This window comes from Flavobacterium sp. WC2421 (genome assembly GCF_040822115.1).
Taxonomy (GTDB): Bacteria; Bacteroidota; Bacteroidia; order Flavobacteriales; family Flavobacteriaceae; genus Flavobacterium.
In genome coordinates, this window is record NZ_CP162004.1 from 1286150 (window position 1) to 1304392 (window position 18243).

Genomic DNA, 18243 nt, shown 5'->3' on the forward strand with positions numbered 1-18243 from the left:
AAGCTTTTTTTTGTTAAATACTTTTGAATAAAGGGGTTGATATTTGAGTTTTTGACTCTTTATGATGAATGCATCCTCGTTTACCCCATAAACAATAATAAATATCCCGCTAGTGCGCCATAAATTACAATAAAGGCACTATTGACTTTCGGAAAGCCAAATGTTACTATAACGCTGGTTATGGCGATAAGTAAGGTGCGCCAGTCTAAAATGGAATCGCTGCCCATTTGCCAACAGATTGCTACAATAATAGCAACAGAAGCAACATTAACTGCATCAAGAAAAATAGAAATGGAAGGTGAAGCCCGAAGTTTTTTAACCAATGGGTTTAACAAAGCTACAAATAAGAAGGAGGGAATAAAGATGGCTATTGTTGCTATAGCAGCGCCTACAAAACCATTAATTTGATATCCAATGAAAGTAACTGATGAAAAAACGGGTCCAGGCGTAAATTGACCAATTGCTATGGCGTCTACTAAGATTGCTCTTGATATAATGCCAGTTGAAACTAATTCGGTATCTAGAAAAGCAAAAAGAACATAGCCACTTCCGTATAAGATAGCCCCAATTTTTAAAAATATCAAAAATAGATTCCAGTTGGTTGCTGTTACTATAGTCGTTTTTGTAACTTGAAATAATGTAAGCGGAATTATGTTGAATGTTTGTGGACTTTTGATTTTAGAATACAACAAAGCTACTAATCCAGCTCCAAAAAGTAAGTAGATTTCATTAATTTTCAATAGCGATAAAACCAATGTTAGGATTCCAATGAGAGCCAGTTCTTTCGTTTTTACTGATTTCTTAGCTAAAGGATAGATAGCTGCTAGAATTATAGCAATAATCGCTGGTTTGATTCCATATAAAAAGGCTTGGGCTTCGGGTTGTTGCCCGTATTCTTTGTAGAAATAGGCAAAAACTCCAGTGATTAGCACTGCGGGCAAAATAAAGCATACGCCAGCAATAATTAATCCTTTTACACCTCCTCTTTCACGACCAATATGAATAGCCATTTCGGTACTATTGGGAACAGGAATTAAACTGGTAGCTCCTATAAGGTCTAAGAAGTGTTGTTCAGTCAGCCACTGTTTTTTTATTACCACTTCTTGTCGCATCATGGCAATATGAGCTGCAGGACCTCCAAAGCCAATTACGCCTAATTTTAAAAATAATTTACCAATTTCTTTTAAAGAGTTTTTTTCACTCATAAAGACTTTTTTTCGATTGTCTAGAATGGCTAAAATAAATATAAAATTAGCCTCTGGTCTTTTTTTATATTACTATTTCATGAAGTTTTTAATGCGTGTTTTAAAAGTCGTGTATTTAAGATAATTTTTAAAATTGAAGTCTCATTTTTATCCGTGATAGACTCTTGAAGCTACAATTTTATCGTTTCTAATATCAAGTACTTCCGCAATAAGCATTTCCTCTTCGTTATCTACTGTTCGTATGTATTCCATAAAAACACGATCGCCATTGGCAGTAAGTGAGGTTACTTTATAGTTTAAACTAGGCAATCGGTCAAATGCTCCTTGCCACCATTGGCGCAAAGCCTCTTTCCCTGATACAAAACCATTAGTCTCTGGTTGTTGTATTTTTAGTTTTGGGCTAAAATGAACCGCATCATCATCATATAGTGCCAACAGTTTTTCTAATTCTTTATTATTAAAAGTCTCAAACCATTTAAAGGCGATTGATTGTAGTTTTTCGGGTGTCATAGTGGTCTATTATTAAAAAATCCCATTTCGATAAACACGAATGGGATTTTTATGAGTGAAAAAAAATAAAGAATTAAACGTTCTTTAAATTGATTATTTCTTGTTCCGTAAGTAATCTCCAGTTTCCTCTTGGTAAGTTTTTCTTTGTCAAACCTGCAAATGAAACACGGTCAATTCTTAAAACATCATAACTAAAATGTTCAAATATAGAACGAACTACTTTTACATTTGATGATCTCAGTTTTAAACCTATTTCGCTTTTTGCTTCTCCTTCAATATAACTTACGTCTTCTACAAAAACACGGTGTCCATCCAGTACTAGTCCTTTGTTGATTTTTTCTAAATCTTCAAATTTTAAGTTTTTGTCAAGAGAAACTTGATAAATTTTTGATGATTTTTGACTAGGTAAAGTAAATTTACGAATCATGTCTGTGTCATTGGTAAACAATAATAGACCAGTCGTATTTTTATCCATTCTCCCTACAGCTCCAATTTTTGAAGTTGTAGAACCTTTTACCAGTTCCAAAACATTACGAAATTCTTGACCTTCGTCAAGAGCTGTCGTGAAGTTTTTAGGCTTGTTCAATAAGATGTATACTTTTTTCTCTGGAGTTAATTTTACCCCGTCAAAGTTAACAACGTCACCTGGTTTTACCATATATCCCATTTCGGTAACGGCAATTCCATTTACTTTCACAGTACCTGATTGAATGTAAATATCAGCATCACGACGTGAGCAAGCACCAGAATTGGCGATATATTTATTCAAACGAATTTCATCTTTTACCTTAGGTCTCTTTGGAGCCTGATTCGGTTTTTTCTCTACTTTATCCGAAACGACTTCAGCAACCTTAGTATTTACCTTTACTTTTTTAGGACCTTGTGCCCTTTTTTGCATCGCAGGTTTTGGCTTATTAGAGCTAGGTCTAGAACTCGTAGGTCTAGCACCGCTTTTTTTATTATTGCCTTCCTTATTATTCATAATATTCTATAATTTGTGCAAAGATAGTATTTATATAGTTGACAATCGATATATGGTAATTATAAAACGCTAACGATCTATCTAATAGGTTTTTGTTTCGTTTTTTTGGAGCTTTTTCCCGCTTTTCACTCTATCTTTTACTTTTTAAAGGAAAAAGTAAAAGAATGCCGTTGTAAACAATGTTCACTGAACTCCAATTTAAATAAATATTATGTGAAGTAATCGGGGCTAAGTGTACGAGTTAATTAGGGATTCCTGAATTGTATTTTTTAAATAAGTAATAATAACTTTTTACCATTCCATAATACAGATGGATTAATCAATACAATACAAAAAACACCGGCAACAATTAGGAATTTCAAAACATTATGAAGTAATAAATACTGTTCTTTTTTATTAGATTTCCACAGGTATAGTATGAAGAAAATTAGAATAATAAAACAACAATAAAAGTAAATATCCATATAACCAACGTCGTAGATGTCTACTAAAACGTAAACTGGAAAAATAGTTAAAAGTGTCAAAACAGTAATTATCTTTTTAGAAACCGTTTCTCCAAAACGAATTGGGATGGTTTGGTAATCATTAGCCAAATCTCCTTTTAAATTTTCTAAATCCTTAATCATTTCTCGAATAAGTAATAGTAAAAATAAAAAGCAAGCATGTGCAAAAATTACAGCAAAATGGCCTTTGTAATTTTCAATCTCTTCAAAACTGAGGTTGTAATAATAATGCAGTAAAATGGCAAAAAATGGAATGACAGCCATTACTGTAGCAGTTAGATTGCCTACAACCGCATATTTTTTAATTTTATGAGAGTAAAACCAAATTAGAAAAATGTATCCTGAAAAGAATATAAATGCTTGCCAAGAAGCAAATATGGCTAACAATACAGCTAAAAAGTTTAATGCAAAATAAACTTTTAGTTTTGTGGATTGACTAACTAATCTGTCTAGCATTGATTTGTTAGGACGGTTGATTAGATCTTTTTGGCTGTCATAAAAATTATTGATAATATAGCCGGAAGCAATGGTAATAGCAGATGCAAATACGAGTAAAAACAAATTAAAATCCAATAGAATAGCAATGGCTCTTTTCTCTGGTGCCAGAATAAAAATTGCCGAAAGATACTGCGCTAGTATAATGATAGGGATATTATATCCTCTTACTACTGAGAATAAACTGACTATCTTCATTAATAAAAGCTTATACTTTCTGCTTAATGCCATACTTTTTTAAAATAATAAAGCTTAAAACCACAAAGAATTTTAAGCTTTAAATTTATTTTTCAGGTTCTATTAGAATTGATAGACCACTTCTAATTTATAATCTTGTAAAGATGCTTTGGCGCGTTCTAAATCTTCGGTAAAACCTAGAATATAACCGCCTCCACCAGAACCACATAATTTTAAATAATAATCATTGGTGTCAATTCCTTTTTGCCAAATGGCATGAAATTGCTCTGGAATCATAGGTTTGAAGTTATTCAAAACTACTTTTGATAATTTTTTAGTATTCATGAACAAAGATTTCATGTCACCACCCAAGAAATTCTCTACACAAGCGTCAGTATATTTTACAAACTGATTTTTCAACATCGTACGGAATCCTTTGTCTTTTAGGTTCTCCATAAAGATATTAACCATAGGTGCCGTTTCTCCTACAATTCCTGAGTCCAGCAGAAATACAGCTCCTTTCCCGTCAAAACTTTGATTTGGGATTCCAGTTGCTTCAATGTTGTCTTTGGAGTTTATTAAAATAGGAATACTCAAATAGCTGTTTAAAGGATCTAAACCAGAACTTTTTCCGTGGAAAAAACTCTCCATTTGAGAAAATATATTTTTTAATTGCAAAAGTTTTTCACGTGTCAAATTTTCAAGAACAGTGATTTTATCTTGCGCATATTTATCGTAAATAGCTGCTACAAGCGCTCCACTACTTCCTACACCGTATCCTTGCGGGATACTAGAGTCAAAGTACATTCCTGTTTCGATATCTTGCTTCAAAGTAGCTAGGTCAAATGTTACAAGAGTAGGTTGTTCTTGTTGTAAAGCTTCAAGATACACAGCAAAACGGTTTAAGCTGGCATTTGATGCAATTGCTTCTGCCGAAGGATTTTCATTTCTTTTCAATGCTCCATTATAAAAATTATAAGGAATAGACAAACCCTTAGAGTCACGAATAATTCCGTATTCTCCAAAGAGTAATATTTTTGAGTAAAATAATGGTCCTTTCATATTTATTTAAGAATTAACAATTTGGGGTTGGTAATTATTTCTTGTTTTTTTTTATAAATCTACTTGATCTCCTCGATTCTCTTCTAGAATTTTAGAGTCAATTTTTTCTTGTTGCTCAGGTGTTAATTCGTTCCAAACAACTCTCTTTTGTAATTCGAAAATGTTTTTTATTGCCTCAATTATAGTCTTGTCATTAGTATCTAATAACAATTTAATTATTTCTAATTTTTCAGACTCAATATCCATAATTTCAAATCTTTAAAAAAATAAAGATAAACAAAAAAATAGACTAATTCAATACAGCCCCAATTCCAATTTCGTCACAAAGGTACTGCCCATTTTGGCAAAAGCCAACTAATTCGTCCTTAATAAATTGTAAAACTGTTTCGCTAACGTTTTCGGGATATAATACATGAACATTTGCTCCTGCATCTAGAGTAAAACAAACAGGAATATTGGTTTCATTTCTAAATTTCCAAATCGCATTGATAATTTGCAAGGTATTGGGTTTCATTAAAATGAAATACGGCATTGAAGTCATCATCATAGCATGTAAAGTTAAGGCTTCACTCTCCACCACTTTAATGAATTCGTTCAAATCACCACTTTCAAAAACAGCAATTAGTTTGTCTAAGTTTTCATGTGCCTGTTCGAAACGTCTTTCGGCATATGGATGGTTGTGCATTAAATCATGACCTACGGTGCTCGAAACTTGTTTTTCGCCTTTATCTACTAGTAAAATTGTGTCTTGGTGATTCTTGAAGTTATCGTGTATCTTATTTGGAAATTCAACTCCAAATAAATCAGAACTCCCTTGAATATTGGCTTGATTTCCCCAAACAACTACTTTTCCTTTTACACTTCGACAAGCACTTCCTGATCCCAATCTGGCAAGGAATGACGCTTTTTGATAAAAGTATTCTTCAGTCATTGCTGGATTTAGTACTTTTTCTAAACTCATTAAATTCATTGCCAAAGCTGCCATTCCAGATGCCGACGAAGCGATTCCAGAACTATGCGGAAACGTATTTTGAGTGTCAATTGTAAAATGATACGATTTCAAAAATGGAAGGTAAACTTCTATTCGTTCCAAGAACTTTTGAATTTTTGGTTTGAAATCTTCTTTTGGTTTTCCTTCAAATAGCAAATCGAAAGAAAAGGTGTCTTGGTTTTCTTTTTTGGCGAAAGCTAATTTGGTAATCGTTTTACAGTTGTTCAAAGTAAAACTCACCGATGGATTAGCCGGAATCTGATTGTCCTTTTTTCCCCAATATTTTACTAGCGCAATGTTACTGGGTGCACTCCATTGAAAATTACCGCTTTCTATAGTATGAGAATATTTTGTAGGTATAAAATCGTTTGTTGTCAACATGAATTGTAAAATTTTGACAAAGATACTTTTTTTGCTTTATAGGTTTATTCGTTTAATTGATTTAATCATTAGAAAGTTTTAAGTAAATTTGGCTCACATTAGAAAAACGTAAAAATGAATAAACTTACTAAAATACTTACTATAGTTGTCACCTGTCTTGCTATTGGTTATTTGTCTGGAACTGTCACTCGTGCTAGTATTTTGACTTGGTATCCTACATTAGTAAAACCCAGTTTTAATCCGCCCAATTGGATTTTTGCTCCGGTGTGGAGTATGCTTTATATTATGATGGGTATTGCCGCAGGGCTAGTTTGGGATCGAATTGATTTTGAAAAAGAGTTAGTAAAAAAGGCTTTAGTTCTTTTTGCAATTCAGTTGGGATTAAATGCTTTGTGGTCGTATTTATTCTTTGGTCTACACAACCCAATGTTAGCAGGGATTGAGATTATTTTGTTATGGTTAATGATATTTGAAACCTATACTCAATTTGCTAAAATCAATAAAATAGCGGGTTATTTATTTATACCGTATTTGGCTTGGGTCAGTTTTGCAATGGTGTTGAATGCAAGTATTTGGTGGTTGAATAGATAAGTTAGTCGAAAGATAAAAGTCGTAAAGTCAAAAAGTCTCAGTATTGAAGACTTTAGTTGGAAATTAAACGATTCCGTTGCCAATAAATATTAACTATAGTTTTTTGAATTCGATATTTTTGGTAAATAAAAAATCCATTACGCTTAATGCATTATTAGTTTCTGCAATTGTTTTAGATTTTGGGTCTGCTTCACAGAATTGAAGGAACAGTTCTATTTCATTGGGTTGTAGTTTTAAGGTTTCTAGAAAATAGTTCTGATCACAAGTTGTATTAACTAAGTCTTTGAATTTTATTTTTGGCACCTCTTTTTTTTGAGGTTCTTTTTCTTTTGCCAAAAGACCAAAAAGCATACCTCCAATTCGCATGAAATTAGCCTCGTTTTCAATTGTTCCAGTGTTCACTCCAATTACTTTAATGGAGCTGGTAGCTTTTTCTAAAGCGTATTCATCTAATTTTTTTTGCTCGTAATTGGCATCTGAACTTAAATGAATTGAAGGCATATTTGTAATTACCACTTCATTTAGCTCTTCTGCTTTTAAAAGCAAATCAATAATTAATTCGCCATTTGTAAATAGTTTAGGGTTTATGGTAAGTTTTTTTAATTGATGTTCTTTCGATATAAATACAAGAACATCATTCGTTTTTGCGACAATTGAAAATTCACCGTTTGGATCAGAAACAGTAATAATTTTTGAATTTGCATTAATTACTTCCACTTTTGGAACAGCATAATTATTAAATACGACTTTGCCTTTGATTGTTTGTGAGAAGCTAAATTGAGAAGTGAATAAAATTAGGGTACTGAGTAGCTTTACTTTCATAGGTTTCGAATGGAATAACTTGATAGTAAAATTATTAGATTCGTCTTAATGAAAACTTAGCAAAGGTGTAATTTCTTGTTAATTAATGGTTTGTAAAATGTTTTTTATATGGCATTTGCCAATATAAACCCACTTGTCCATGCATTTTGGAAGTTAAATCCTCCTGTAATGGCATCAATATTTACAATTTCTCCAGCAAAATAAAGATTTTCATGTAATTTGCTTTCCATAGTTTTGAAGTTGATTTCTTTTAAGTCAATTCCGCCAGCAGTTACAAACTCTTCTTTAAAAGTGCTTTTTCCATTGACTTGAAAAGTTCCATTGGTCAATTGATTGGCTAAGTTTTGCAATTGAGTTTTTGATAAATCAGCCCATTTTGTAGTACCGAGCGTAGTCGAGGTATCAATTCCTGAGGAAAGAACTAAACTTTCCCATAAACGGTTGGGGAAGTCAAATGGTGATTTCTTAGAGACCGCTTTTTTTGCGTGTTCTTGTTTTAATTCCTTTAATTTTTTCTCTGCATCAGTAGCGTCAACATCATTCAGCCAATTCACGAATATGGTGAACTGGTAATTTTTGTCATGTAGTATTCGGGCACCCCAAGCGGATAGTTTTAAAACTGCTGGTCCACTCATTCCCCAGTGCGTAATCAATAGAGGACCTGTCGATTCGAGTTTGCTGTCTTTTACTTTTACTGTTGCTAATGCAGCAACTCCGGGTAATTCCTTGATTCGTGAATCCTTGATGTTAAAAGTGAATAGGGAAGGGACTGGGCTTACAATGGCGTGACCATACGTTTGTAGCATTTCCCATATTTTAGGATTGCTTCCGGTGGCAAGAATTAATTTCTCCGCAATGTAATTCTCGCTTTGCGTTTCTATTTTCCAAATATTTTCTTTTTTGAAAATAGATTGTACACTTTGTCCTGTCAAGACTTTTATGCCTAGTTTTTGTGTTGCGGTTAAAAAACAATCAATTATGGATTGTGAGGAGTTAGAAACGGGAAACATTCTTCCATCATCTTCCATTTTTAATTCTACGCCATGTTTTTCAAACCATTCAATTGTATCTCCAGAACAAAACTGATGGAAGGGACCGCGCAGTTCCTTTTCTCCACGAGGGTAAAATTTCACCAATTCATTAGGTTCAAAACAAGCATGCGTTACATTACATCTTCCTCCGCCCGAAATGCGTACTTTTTGCAATACTTCTGCTCCACGTTCTAGGATGGCGACTTTGAGTTTTGGGTTTTTCTCAACGATGTTAATGGCAGTAAAAAAGCCTGCTGCACCACCACCTACTATTATTATATCAAAATCTTGATTCATATTTTTGTTGTTTTTGCTTAAAGCAAAATTTATAATCTATCGGGAAAATCAGATATGATTCCGTCTACTTGATATGTTTTTATTCTTTTTATGTCTTCAGTTTCATTTACCGTCCAAGGGAATACTTGAAATCCTTTTTCTTGTAATTGGGCCGTATTTTCTTTGTTTAACAAATGAAAATAAGGATGAATGGATTTTGCTTGGATAACTTTGGCGAAAGCCAATGCCAGATCCAAATCCGTTTCTGTTATAACCCCAATAGGAATTAGTGCGTTTGCAGCAGCCACTTTTTGTAAAGCGTTCCAATCAAAACTAGAAACCAAAAATTGACTGTATATCCAGTTTTTTTCTGAAACGTATTTTTCAATTAGATCCACTACTTTATCTGCAGTTTCAAAACTTTTTAACTCAATATTGATGTCACATTTTTGATCAATCAAGTTTAGAACTTCTGATAAAGTTGGAATATGATGTTCTTTTTCTATGAGAAAACGTTTTAATTCAAGCAATGAAAACTGTTTTACAAAACCTTTACCATTGGTTGTTCTATCGATTGTTTCATCGTGAATAACCATTAATTCATTATCTACACTTAAATGAACGTCAAGCTCAATTCGATTAGCATGAAGGTCGATGGCTTTTTGAAAACCTATTAAGGTATTCTCGGGTTTATGCCCTTTTGCACCTCGATGCCCAATTTTTAACATGGTATAGATTTTTTACAAAGGTAGCTAAAATAAAAAAGCACAAACCGTGTTTGGATTGTGCTTTTCATATTTTATGGGACTGTTTATTTTTCTAATAGAATAATATCAAATGGAGAATCGATGGTCACCTTACCATTTGTTACTGTAGTTTCTTTTCCAGAATAGGCATCTTTTAATTTTGTTCCATTAGCAAAAATAGTTCCTACTGAAAGTTCTTTTTTGCCTATTGGTAAATCCAGTCCAATAACTACTTTATCAGTGTAATTCCCTTTAGAATACGTTCTTGAAAAAGTATAAGGTTGCGCAGAAATTTCTTGGTGAACTCCAGCTCCAATTGCGGGATGATTTTTTCTAAACTGTCCTAGTTTTTGCCAGTGTAAAAGTGCTTTTTGCGTATCAGAATTTGTTGTTATATCGTCCCAATTCATCATGGATCGCAAGGTGGCATCGCCTTCTGTACCTTCGACAATTAAAGAACGCGCTGACTCGTCTCCGTAATACACTTGTGCAAGTCCTGGAGAAAGCAATAATTTTGTTGCAGTTTCTTTGTTTTTGGTTCTTGCCGCATCAAAAGGGCCTCCATCATCATGTGAAGACAAATAGTTTAAAACACTATATCCTTTTAATTCTCCGTTTAAGATTTTAGAATATTTAGAGAATATAAATTCATAGTCTTTTTGTGCATCCCATTTGAATTCGAAATTGATCATGTTGTTAAATCCGTTTTCGTAATAGTTTACTTTTTTATCTCCAAAATCAAAATATTTACCTGCACTAATGTTGTAATTGTAGACTTCGGCAATGGTGTAAAAAGAGTTGTTATCTAGTACTTTCGTAGGATTGTTTTTTTTCCAAGTTGCAAATGCATAATTACATTGTGTTTTAAAATCGGACCAAACACTTTCATTAGTATGTTTAACCGTATCTGCTCTATAACCATCAATTCCGTATTCAGCGATATAATCGGTTAGCCATTTTATGATATAATTTTTTGGGGTTCTAGGGTATCCCGTTCTTTTGAAAAATGCATCCAATGAAGTGACTTCTTTTTCATAACGCCCTTCTTTTTTCCATTTTTCGATTAAAAAAGGAGGAAGTGTAACTTCTTGATTGCTTTCGGTTTTTACATCGGGAAGGTTTTTTACTAAGGTACAAACGGTTGTAGTTTCAAAGGATTTATAATCACATTGTGGTCCTGTTCGCACCCAATCCGAAGGCCAAATAGTGTCATCATTTGTTACTGGTCCAGTGTGGTTTATCACGCCATCTAGAATAATACGAATGCCATGTGCATGTGCTTTTTGAACCAAAGCGGCCAAATCTTTTTTAGTTCCAAAGTTAGGATCTAAAGCAGTCCAATCCCTAGCCCAATAGCCATGAAAGCCATAGCTTAAGCCAGTTCCTTCGTCAACGGCATCATGTATTTGTTCTACAATAGGTGTAAACCAAATGGCATTTATTCCTAATTTATCAAAATAACCTTCGTCAATTTTTTTAGAAATACCTAGAATATCTCCCCCTTTAAAACCACGAAGTTTTCCAGCAGTTTTATTTCGGTTAAAGTTTAAATCATTGGATTTATCTCCATTGTTAAAACGATCAGTCAATAAAAAATAAACACTTGCTGACTCCCAAACAAATGGGGTTTCACTTATTGAATTATTTTTCTTAATTGTTTTTGTACTGGAACAACTAGCAAAGAATGCCGTTGTAAAAAGTAAAATGAGGGCTGTGTTTTTTTTCATATTTTTATTCGAAAAGTAAATTAAAGAGATGTATCAAGTATCTAAAACTATTCTAATTCTAATATCAAAACAGATTTACTGTTTATATTAATTTCATTAGATAAGTCATAAGAATGATCAGTTAAGATATCTTTTCCTGTTTTATGGGTTTTGATGTTTTCTTGAAAACGATCTGTTTTTATAGTATGATCTTCCTTACTATTGTTCATAACAATCATTACCGTTTTGTTTTCGGTATATCTAAAATAAACATAGACATTGTGTTCAGGGATATAGTGGGTCATTTTTCCGAAATGAACCGCTTCATTGGTTTTCCTCCAATTAAAAAGTTTCGAAGTAAAGTCGAAGTATTGATTTTGCCAGTCTGTTCTTCCTTCTTTTATGAATGCATTATTTTCATCATTTTTCCAACCTCCAGGAAAATCTTGTCTAATATCAGCATCTCCTTTGTTTTTATCTCCTCTCATTCCTATTTCACTACCGTAATATAATTGAGGAATTCCTCGTACAGTAGCGATCAAGGCCATTGCCATTTTATACTTGTTGAAATCATTATTGTAGAGTTCGTTAAATCGACTGGTGTCATGATTTTCAGCAAAAACCATAATGTTATTTGGATTTGGATATAAAAAATCTTCTGTAAAATTATCATACATTTTCACCATCCCTTTGTTCCAATTTCCATCATCTTCGTTAAAAACAGTCTCAATAGCATCATGTAACGTAAAATCCATTACACTTGGTAAGTTTGAATTGAAGTTTTGGATGGCTCCAATTTTACTATCTTTTTGCCAATACGCCATTTGAGCTTGACTTTGCATCCAAATTTCCCCTACAATATTAAAATTTGGGTATTCATCAGTAATTGCTTTTGTCCAAGAGGCAATTCCTTTAGGGTCAGAATAGTTGTAGGTGTCTACTCTAAAGCCATCTACATTTGCATATTCAATCCACCAAATTGCATTTTGTTTCAAATAATTTAACACCAAAGGATTTGATTGGTTCAAGTCGGGCATTGAGGGAACAAACCAGCCATCTAAACATACTTTTTTATCAAATTCAGAGGCGTTGATGTCGGTGATTGTTGATCTTTTATGATTGGTTTGCGTATAATTATCAAATTGATGTACCCAGTCTTTTGTTGGCAAGTCTTTCATCATCCAATGTTCAATTCCCCAATGATTGGTTACATAGTCCATGACTAATTTCAAATCTTTTTTATGCATTTCTGATGACAGACGAACATAATCTTCATTGGTTCCATAACGAGGGTCAATTTTATAAACATCAGATTGCGCATAAGTATGATAAGAGAAAGCGGGGTCATTATCCTCACAAAGTGGTGTACTCCATATTGCTGTTGCTCCCAGCGATGAAATGTAGTCTAAATTGTTTATAATACCTTGTATGTCTCCTCCATGTCTTCCACCAGGTAAATCACGATTGTATTTTTCGACAGTGTTGTCGTTACTGTCATTGTCCGGATTTCCATTAGCAAAACGATCGGGCATTAATAAATATAACATATCAGAGGCATCAAAACTTTTGCGTTGAGCAGAGTTTTCACGTCTTTTTTTGATGGAATATTTTTGAGTAAATAGTTCTTTGTTGTTGCTTTTAAAGCTAAAAACTAAATCGGTAGAAAGTGTTTTTTGTGTGTCAATAGTCACAAAAATATAGTTGGGATTTTCTGTTCTTTTGACATTGATTATTTTGGTTTCATTTGAAACGGTGACTTGATATTTAGCTATGTCTTTGCCATAAAACATAATCTGTAAATTTGGATTATGCATTCCCGCATACCAAAATGGAGGTTCGATTTTATCGATTTGAGCATTTATGGATAGGGACATAAAAAAAAGGAATAGGGTTATTTTTTTTATAAAAGCTTTGTTTTTTGACTGCGTGTAACCAAATTTATTCATATTTAAGGATATTTTGAACATTATTGAAATTATTTTATGGTAGATGGTTAGAAAAGTAGGATTACTAAAGAAGTATTAGTTTAAATTAAACAATCCCAATAAAATTGGGATTGTTTGTAGGCAAATTAGCCTTTTCTAAGAGAAAGAATTATCTACAAGTTCTTTACAATTAAATTGTTATAGAGTAGGGGAAACAACAACTGGTTTGCCATTTACGATTATTGTCAATTCCTTTGTTCCATCTACTGAAAAAGTGGTTTGATTGTGATTGATAGCCACTTTTAGAATTTGATTTCTGAAATTTATTTTAAAGGAGTACCCTTTCCATTCTTTTGGAATTTTTGGAGAAAAGTGCAGCGTGTCATTTTTTACTCGCATTCCGCCAAATCCTTCTACGATACTCATCCAGGTACCGGCCATTGATGTAATATGACACCCTTCTTCTACTTCTTTGTTGTAATCATCTAGATCTAGTCGCGATGTTCTTAAGTAGAATGTATATGCCATTTCCATTTTGTCAAGGGAAGCCGCTTGAATGGAATGAACACAAGGCGAAAGAGAGCTTTCATGTACTGTGAACGATTCGTAAAACTCAAAATTACGTTTCAGTTCCTCTTTAGAGAAATGCTCTTCAAAGAAATAGAAACATTGTAATACATCGGCTTGTTTGATATAAGGAGAACGCAATACTCTGTCCCAAGACCATTTTTGATTGATGGGGCGTTGCGATTTGTCTAAGTCTTTTACAGGAACAAGATCTTTATCTAAAAAGCAATCTTGTTGCAAGTAGATTCCTAGTTCTTCTGATTTTGGGAAATACATATTTCCTGCTACTTTCTTCCATTCTTGCAATTCAGCATCAGATAATTTTACTTTCTCAATAATACGTTTATGATCTGATGGGTATTCTAAAGAAACTTTTTGAATTTGTTCTTGCGCATAATCAATACACCATTTAGCAATATAATTGGTGTAGAAATTATTGTTGATGTTGTTTTCATATTCATTAGGACCTGTAACTCCTAGAATAACATATTGATTTTTGTCTTTGGAGAAATTTGCTCTTTGATGCCAAAAACGAGCGATACCTATTAATACCTCTAATCCTTTTTCTGGGATGTAAGAATAATCGCCAGTAAAACGGTAGTAATTGAAGATTGCAAAAGCGATAGCCCCATTTCTATGTATTTCCTCATGCGTAATTTCCCATTCATTATGGCACTCTTCACCATTCATGGTAACCATCGGGTATAATGCTGCACCATCTTTGAATCCAAGGTTTTTCTCGGCATTCTCAATTGCTTTATCCAGTTGATTGTAACGGTACGTCAATAAGTTTCGAGCTACTTGTTGGTCTTTGGTCGCCATATAAAATGGAATACAATACGCTTCAGTATCCCAATAGGTTGATCCTCCGTATTTTTCTCCAGTAAATCCTTTTGGACCGATGTTTAATCGGCTGTCTTTACCTAAATAAGTTTGGTTCAATTGGAAAATATTAAATCGGATACCTTGTTGCGCTTTCACGTCACCGTCAATAGTAATATCTGACATTTCCCAAATTTTTGCCCAAGCATCAATTTGATCTTGTAACAATTGATCGTACCCTTTTGTTAAAGCAAGTTGGATTGTTTTTTCGGCTGCTGTAAAAGTATTTGTATGATTTAAAGAAACGGTATATCCCCCTATTTTTTGAATAGATGATTTTTTGCCTTGAGCGACAATAACAGCATAACTACTTTGAATTTTGTCTGTACCTGTTTCAAAGTTGCTAGGTGAAATATTTAAGTTTCGACCATTTTCTAAGATGCTGTTTTGCATAAAAGTGGTCACTTTGAAATGTGTTTTGAAGGTTTGTGCTGTAACAAAAGCTTCGTTGCCTACATGTTTTACTTCAAGTGGCTCCCAGAATTTTTCATCCCAGTTGGCGTCCTCATTTGTTACACCTGCATCGATGTACGGTTTGTAAACTATTTTTGCGTCTTTATTTAATGGCGTAATTTCATAATTTATGATACCTACTTCGTCCAAATCCAATGAAAGTAAGCGACGTACGTTTACGGCGATTTCAGTACCATTTTTTAGCTTGGCTTCAAATGAACGGTTGTACCATCCTTCTTTCATGTTTAATTCACGACGAAAATGGTTTACTTCAACACAGGTGTTTAAATCTAAATTCTCGCCATTGATTTCAATATCAATTCCAATCCAGTTGGGTGCATTCAATACTTTCGCAAAATATTCAGGGTAGCCATTTTTCCACCAACCCACTTTAGTTTTATCTGGATAATAAATCCCAGCAATATAACTTCCTTGAAAAGTAGGGCCAGTATAATTTTCTTCAAAATTAGCACGTTGTCCCATAGCACCATTTCCAATACTAAAAAGGCTTTCTGATGATTTTACGCTTTCTGAATCAAATCCTTCTTCAATGATGGACCAATTGTCTGGTTTTATATAATCTTGGTTCATTTTTTTAATTTTATTTAAATACTGAAAATTAGCTTTCCAATAATTTCAATTCTTTATTTATTAATCAATTTTTCGATGAAAGCAAATTCAATATGAGTGAAATCCTCAAAAATATACTTAGCTTCATGAAGTGTTTTTTCTTCGCCAATTCCTATGCTTGTCATTTTACCAATATTGGCTGCTTGAACACCAGCAACAGAGTCTTCAAAAACAATAGCATCTTCCGGTTTTGATCCTAATAATTTTGCTGCTATCAAGAAAACTTCTGGATCAGGTTTGGCATTGGTAACATCATTCCCGTCAACAATAGCATCAAAATAATGTATGATTCCTGTTTTTTCAAGAATAGGTCTTGCATTCTTACTTGCTGATCCTAATGCTATGGGTTGGTTTTTATCTTTTAAAAACTGTAGAATAGGCATTACTCCGGGTAAGATTTCACTTTGATCCATATCAACAAGATAGGTGAGATATTCTTCATTTTTTTGAATCAACCATTTGTTTTTATCTTCTTGTGACGCTTCAACTTTTCCTAATTCTAATATAATATCAAGAGAACGTACACGACTTACTCCTTTTAATAGTTCATTGTGTTCTAGTGTGAAATCAATATTTAATTCTTGTGCAATTTTTTGCCATGCTAAATAATGGTACTTCGCGGTATCTACTATAACTCCGTCAAGGTCGAATATGAATGCTTTTTTATTCATTGATTGTAATTTTGGATTCGTCATTAATAATAAGAGCAATAATTCCGGCAAGAATCATGGAAGCTCCACCAATTAATAATGCGTATATGGGTTCATTGTTAAAAATTTGGGATACTAAAAATCCTAGAATGGATGCAGCAACTAGTTGCGGAATTACGATAAAGAAGTTAAAAACTCCCATGTAATACCCCATTTTGGCAGAAGGTAAAGAGCCAGATAACATAGCATAGGGTATTGATAAAATACTTGCCCATGCAATTCCAACTCCTATCATTGGAAGCCATTCCATAGTAAATGTGGTAGGTTCTTTTATGAAATAGATAGATATAAGACCAATTCCACCGCAAACTAATGCAGCAAAGTGGGTGAATTTTCTACTCGTGTATTTTGCTAATAAGGGCAATAAAAAAGAAGCGATTGCGGCAATTAAATTGTAGTTAGCAAACATTTCTCCCACTTGATTTGCTCCTGTATTGTAGGCAACTGATGTGGTATCAGTCGTTCCGTAAATATGTTGTGTTACGGCAAGAGTGGTGTAAATCCACATGGAGAAAAGGGCAAACCAAGAAAAGAATTGTACCCAAGCCAACTGTTTCATGATTTTTGGCATAAACTGGAAATCATTCATAATGGTAACAAAACCATTTTTGGTGTTATTGGTTTTTTGCATTAATCCTGAAGCAACCATTGCGAGACCACCTAAGCCAATAAGCCCAAGAGATAAAACGTATAAATCTTTCTTTAAATCAAAATGATAAATTACAAATGAAAATAGGATACTTACAATTAAAAATAGAGTTCCCTTAGTTAAATGAGATTTTCCGTTGGAGGTAAACCATTCTGCTGAATGATCTTCTTTTACAAACGTGATTTCTTTGTGTTTTTCAAAAGCGGCTAATTCTTCTGGCGAATATTCTTTGGACGTAATTACAGTCCATAGAACAGTAACTATAAATATAATACCACCAAAATAAAAGGAATATTTTACAGAGTCTGGAATAATACCTAAAGGAGCAGTGTTTTGAACACCCAAATGAGTAAAAATTAAAGGCAATTTTGACGCAAAATAGGCACCAATTCCAATGAAGAAACTTTGCATAGCAAACCCCATGGTACGTTGCTTTTCAGGAAGATTATCTCCTACAAATGCACGGAATGGCTCCATAGAGACATTGATCGAAGCGTCCATAATCCAAAGCATTCCTGCCGCAATCCATAACACTGGAGAGTTTGGCATAACAAATAGAGCTGCCGAAGCTAAAATTGCTCCTGCTAAAAAATAAGGTTTTCTTCGTCCTAATTTGGTCCAAGTTCGATCAGAGAAATAACCAATAATTGGTTGAATAATTAATCCAGTTAAAGGAGCAGCAACCCATAAAATAGGGATGTCATCAATGTTTGCACCTAAAGTCTGAAATATTCTACTAACATTAGAGTTTTGCAATGCAAATCCCATTTGTATTCCTAGAAATCCAAAACTCATGTTCCAAATTTGCCAGAAACTTAACTTACGCTTTTCCATTATCGTAATTTATATTAATAATACGATAAGCGCGATGCTTATCAAAACTTGTTCTTATTTTCGAAGTAAAAGTAAAAGCTTTGAGGTGGGTGTAAATATAAAATTTTTTTCCAAA

At 33.4% G+C, this 18243-nt stretch carries 16 protein-coding genes; 1 reads left to right on the forward strand and 15 read right to left on the reverse strand.

Annotation, left to right across the window (positions count from 1 at the left end):
* Window positions 1-80: 80 nt before the first annotated feature.
* From chrA to AB3G33_RS05485, 7 genes are all read right to left on the reverse strand, one after another.
* Window positions 81-1205: a chromate efflux transporter gene (chrA, locus tag AB3G33_RS05455; protein ID WP_367773213.1), complete on the reverse strand. Its 1125-nt coding sequence runs from the start codon at window positions 1203-1205 to the stop codon at window positions 81-83.
* A gap of 147 nt (window positions 1206-1352) precedes the next feature.
* Window positions 1353-1715, reverse strand: a complete 363-nt coding sequence (locus AB3G33_RS05460; RefSeq protein ID WP_367773215.1) for a nuclear transport factor 2 family protein — start codon at window positions 1713-1715, stop codon at window positions 1353-1355.
* Between the two features lie 73 nt (window positions 1716-1788).
* Window positions 1789-2697: a pseudouridine synthase gene (locus AB3G33_RS05465; protein ID WP_367756768.1), complete on the reverse strand. Its 909-nt coding sequence runs from the start codon at window positions 2695-2697 to the stop codon at window positions 1789-1791.
* A 269-nt stretch (window positions 2698-2966) separates the two neighbouring features.
* Window positions 2967-3926 carry a geranylgeranylglycerol-phosphate geranylgeranyltransferase gene (locus AB3G33_RS05470; protein WP_367773217.1) on the reverse strand — a complete coding sequence of 320 codons (960 nt, stop codon included), beginning with the start codon at window positions 3924-3926 and terminating at the stop codon, window positions 2967-2969.
* Window positions 3927-3995: 69 nt separating this feature from the next.
* Window positions 3996-4934: a mevalonate kinase gene (locus AB3G33_RS05475; protein WP_367773219.1), complete on the reverse strand. Its 939-nt coding sequence runs from the start codon at window positions 4932-4934 to the stop codon at window positions 3996-3998.
* A gap of 51 nt (window positions 4935-4985) precedes the next feature.
* Complete coding sequence (locus AB3G33_RS05480) at window positions 4986-5180, reverse strand: hypothetical protein (RefSeq protein WP_367756774.1); 195 nt, start codon at window positions 5178-5180, stop codon at window positions 4986-4988.
* Window positions 5181-5223: 43 nt separating this feature from the next.
* Complete coding sequence (locus tag AB3G33_RS05485) at window positions 5224-6306, reverse strand: diphosphomevalonate/mevalonate 3,5-bisphosphate decarboxylase family protein (protein WP_367773222.1); 1083 nt, start codon at window positions 6304-6306, stop codon at window positions 5224-5226.
* A gap of 114 nt (window positions 6307-6420) precedes the next feature.
* Here AB3G33_RS05485 and AB3G33_RS05490 point away from each other — a divergent pair, with 114 nt between their 5' ends.
* Window positions 6421-6897, forward strand: coding sequence for a TspO/MBR family protein (locus AB3G33_RS05490; RefSeq protein ID WP_367773224.1), 477 nt, complete (start codon window positions 6421-6423; stop codon window positions 6895-6897).
* Between the two features lie 93 nt (window positions 6898-6990).
* Here AB3G33_RS05490 and AB3G33_RS05495 read toward each other — a convergent pair whose 3' ends face one another.
* The 8 genes from AB3G33_RS05495 to AB3G33_RS05530 form a co-directional block, all read right to left on the reverse strand.
* A complete protein-coding gene (locus AB3G33_RS05495) occupies window positions 6991-7719 on the reverse strand; it encodes a hypothetical protein (protein ID WP_367773226.1) in 729 nt (242 codons plus the stop codon).
* Between the two features lie 104 nt (window positions 7720-7823).
* Window positions 7824-9047: an NAD(P)/FAD-dependent oxidoreductase gene (locus tag AB3G33_RS05500; protein ID WP_367773228.1), complete on the reverse strand. Its 1224-nt coding sequence runs from the start codon at window positions 9045-9047 to the stop codon at window positions 7824-7826.
* Window positions 9048-9076: 29 nt separating this feature from the next.
* The gene (locus AB3G33_RS05505; protein WP_367773230.1) at window positions 9077-9754 is read right to left on the reverse strand and encodes a glycerophosphodiester phosphodiesterase; all 678 of its coding nucleotides are present in this window, start codon (window positions 9752-9754) and stop codon (window positions 9077-9079) included.
* Window positions 9755-9837: 83 nt separating this feature from the next.
* Window positions 9838-11499: an alpha-amylase family glycosyl hydrolase gene (locus AB3G33_RS05510; protein ID WP_367773232.1), complete on the reverse strand. Its 1662-nt coding sequence runs from the start codon at window positions 11497-11499 to the stop codon at window positions 9838-9840.
* Window positions 11500-11546: 47 nt separating this feature from the next.
* The gene (locus AB3G33_RS05515) at window positions 11547-13424 is read right to left on the reverse strand and encodes a glycoside hydrolase family 13 protein (protein WP_367773234.1); all 1878 of its coding nucleotides are present in this window, start codon (window positions 13422-13424) and stop codon (window positions 11547-11549) included.
* Between the two features lie 177 nt (window positions 13425-13601).
* The gene (locus tag AB3G33_RS05520; protein WP_367773236.1) at window positions 13602-15896 is read right to left on the reverse strand and encodes a glycoside hydrolase family 65 protein; all 2295 of its coding nucleotides are present in this window, start codon (window positions 15894-15896) and stop codon (window positions 13602-13604) included.
* A gap of 53 nt (window positions 15897-15949) precedes the next feature.
* The gene (pgmB, locus tag AB3G33_RS05525) at window positions 15950-16606 is read right to left on the reverse strand and encodes a beta-phosphoglucomutase (RefSeq protein WP_367756796.1); all 657 of its coding nucleotides are present in this window, start codon (window positions 16604-16606) and stop codon (window positions 15950-15952) included.
* Window positions 16599-18128: an MFS transporter gene (locus AB3G33_RS05530; RefSeq protein ID WP_367773238.1), complete on the reverse strand. Its 1530-nt coding sequence runs from the start codon at window positions 18126-18128 to the stop codon at window positions 16599-16601. Before AB3G33_RS05530 ends, pgmB begins: the two co-directional genes overlap by 8 nt.
* Between the last annotated feature and the right edge of the window lie 115 nt (window positions 18129-18243).